This window comes from Mesorhizobium sp. M7A.F.Ca.AU.001.01.1.1, assembly GCF_004022735.1.
GTDB lineage: Bacteria > Pseudomonadota > Alphaproteobacteria > Rhizobiales > Rhizobiaceae > Mesorhizobium > Mesorhizobium ciceri.
The window spans coordinates 1-2,706 of the sequence record NZ_RZPF01000805.1 but is presented as its reverse complement, the minus strand read 5'-3'; the positions used below and the strand labels follow the sequence as shown (position 1 = coordinate 2,706).

Below are 2,706 nucleotides of genomic sequence, written 5' to 3'. Positions count from 1 at the left end.
GACGACAGGTGCACGTCGCATTCGATGGCGTAGCCGCGTTCGGCGGCTGCGGCAAAGGCCGACAGCGTGTTTTCCCAGCGCGTCTTGTTCATGTCGTGGAAGCCGCGGTGGGCAACGGGCCGGGCGGTCAGCCAGGATAGCTCGGTCATATCTGTACCCTGGCTCATGCGACTTCGAAGATGGCTTCGATTTCCACTGCGGCATTAAGCGGCAGGCAGGCCGTGCCGACGGCGGAGCGTGCATGCTTGCCGCGCTCGCCAAGGGCGGCGACCAGGAAATCGGAGGCGCCGTTGGCAACCAGATGCTGCTCGACGAACTCGGGTGTCGAGGCGACGAAAACGGTGATCTTCACCAGGCGGCTGATCTTCTCGAGGTCGCCGAGTGCTGCCTTGGCCTGCGCCAGGATGTTGATCGCGCAGTATTTTGCCGCATCCTTGCCGCCTGCGGTATCGAGATCGCGGCCCAACAGCCCGCTCGCCTGCAGCTTGCCGTCCTTAAGCGGCAATTGCCCGGCAGTGAACAGCAAATGGCCGGTCCTGCAATAGGGCACGTAGTTGGCGGCGGGCGCGGCGGCGACGGGAAGCGTCACACCCAGATCGCTTAGCCGCTTTTCGATTGTTTCACTCATGGTATTTCCCTATTGCTTGGTGACGCCGCGCCGGCCGGGCCGAAATTGCTATTTTTGCCTCGCTTCCGCCACGACTTTTTTTAAGCTGGACCATCTTTCCCTGCGGCCTGCCATCAGTCGCGACGATCGGAGTACCTCATGCGCGCAACGCGCCTCGCATTCCATGCCGTCCTGTTGTCGGGGATATTCTCGATAGGCCCTGTCTTCGCAGCGCCGGCGCTGCAAGCCCACCGCGCCGTCTACGATCTTACCCTGAAAAAGGCTTCCGATCAGTCCGGCATCACGGGCATATCCGGCCGCATGGTCTATGAGTTCAACGGCTCGGCCTGCGAAGGCTATACGGTGAAATTCCGCTTCGTCACCCAGATCGTCACCGCTGACGGCACGAAGCTGACGGACCAGCAGACGACAACTTTCGAGGACGCCGAAGGCAAGACCTTTTCGTTCGTGACGAAATCCTTTTCCGACCAGAACCTCGACAAGGAGGTCAAGGGCATAGCCACGAAAGAGGCCAAGGGCCTGAAGGTCGATATCGACAAGCCCGAAAAGAACAGCGTCGAGCTGGCGACAACCCAATTCCCGACCCAGCATTTGGTCGAATTGATCGGCAAGGCCGAAAAAGGCGAGAATTTTTACGAAACCAACCTGTTCGACGGTTCCGAAGACGCCAACAAGGTGATGACCACCACCGTCGTTGTCGGCAAGAAAACCGATGCCGACAAGGCCGACCCGGAAGCTTCGGCACTGGCAAAGCTCGCCACCGACAAATACTGGCCGGTCGACATCGCCTATTTCGACGACACCAACAAGACCGGCGAAGAGGTTCCGGAATACCGTATCAGCTTCAAGCTGCATGAGAACGGCATCACCCGCGATCTCGTCATGGACTATGGCGACTTCTCGATGACCGGCAAGCTGGTCAACCTGTCGCTGTTCGACCAGACAAAACCTTGTCCCGCCAAATAGTGCCTGTCTAGGCAGCTGATTTGCCACGGCACGGCGTGGTCGTAACGAACGACTTGAACGTGCCGCAATCGTCCCTCAACCTCTTCCAGCGTCCAGGCGCGAGGGGGATCAGCTTGAGCAGGATCGATACGTTCGTCGCGCCGCGGCCCAACCCGGCACTGATCAGGGCCATGACATCCGTCAACCGGATCGTCATGCTGCGCGGCATTCCCGGGTTTCGGGATCTGTTGCCGTTCAATCGCCTGGCCGGTCTGCGCGGCGTCTCAAATGTCCGCCATATCGACTTTCCCGACGCCGATCTTGAGCGGCTGAAGGCCAGTTGCGGGGCAGGGAAGGCGACCTTCATCACGCCCAATCATCCCGAGTTCTTCACCGACTGGATGATCGACAAGGAAATCGTGTCGCAGGTCAGCCCGCTCACGGCCTCATGGGCGACCAATGGTGTCGTCAACGGCCTTGGCCGGCTGATGCAGAAGTTCTGGCTGGCCAACAATCTGATCGCCCAGATTCCCGGCAACAGCGGGGCAGCGAAGGAACACTCGATCGCCTGGGCCTTGAAAGGCCATGGCGTGCTGCTGCATCCCGAAGGCGGCGTCGGCTGGCATGCCAATGTCGTTGCGCCTTTGCTGCCGGGTGCCGTCGAGATGGGACTGGAGGCCCTCAAGCGCGGTCGGGCCACGGATCCCAATTTCAAGGTCTGGATCGCGCCCGTCGTCTGGAAGCTTGCCTTCACCGGCAACGTCGAAGCGGCACTGGCGAAGGAATGCGCCTATGTCGAGAAAAACCTCAAAATAGAACGCCAGGCGACCGACACGCTGCCGCAGCGCATTCACCATGTCTATTCGACACTGCTGGCCCGCGATGAAGCTGCCACCGGCATGCCGTTCGACCAAGGCGCTTCCTATGCCCAGCGTCAGAGGGTTTTGGTCACCGAGCTCAGCCGCCAGCTCGGCAAAAGCATCTCAGCCGACATTGATGTCACCGACATCACCGAGATTCTGCGGCGGGCGCGCCGCTGGCAGCGCGAAAACACTGGCGATGCCGAACGGCAAAGGCAGGTCCGCGCGCTCGTCGATAGGGTTCAGAGGCTGCAACGCGTCGGACCCTGGGCC

General features: G+C 60.7%; 4 protein-coding genes. 2 read left to right on the top strand and 2 right to left on the bottom strand.

Features of this window, described 5'->3' with window-relative positions:
* Both EN884_RS32140 and EN884_RS32135 read right to left on the bottom strand, forming a co-directional pair.
* Nucleotides 1-149: glycerophosphodiester phosphodiesterase family protein (locus tag EN884_RS32140; protein ID WP_281034858.1), on the bottom strand; the 149-nt coding region annotated here is incomplete at its 3' end.
* A 14-nt stretch (nucleotides 150-163) separates the two neighbouring features.
* Nucleotides 164-628 carry a RidA family protein gene (locus tag EN884_RS32135; RefSeq protein ID WP_063167962.1) on the bottom strand — a complete coding sequence of 155 codons (465 nt, stop codon included), beginning with the start codon at nucleotides 626-628 and terminating at the stop codon, nucleotides 164-166.
* 138 nt (nucleotides 629-766) lie between these two features.
* Here EN884_RS32135 and EN884_RS32130 point away from each other — a divergent pair, with 138 nt between their 5' ends.
* Both EN884_RS32130 and EN884_RS32125 read left to right on the top strand, forming a co-directional pair.
* Nucleotides 767-1,594, top strand: coding sequence for a cell envelope integrity EipB family protein (locus tag EN884_RS32130; RefSeq protein ID WP_063167963.1), 828 nt, complete (start codon nucleotides 767-769; stop codon nucleotides 1,592-1,594).
* Between the two features lie 113 nt (nucleotides 1,595-1,707).
* Nucleotides 1,708-2,706, top strand: a 999-nt coding sequence (locus tag EN884_RS32125) for a hypothetical protein (protein ID WP_128360975.1), incomplete at its 3' end; no start/stop codon positions are given.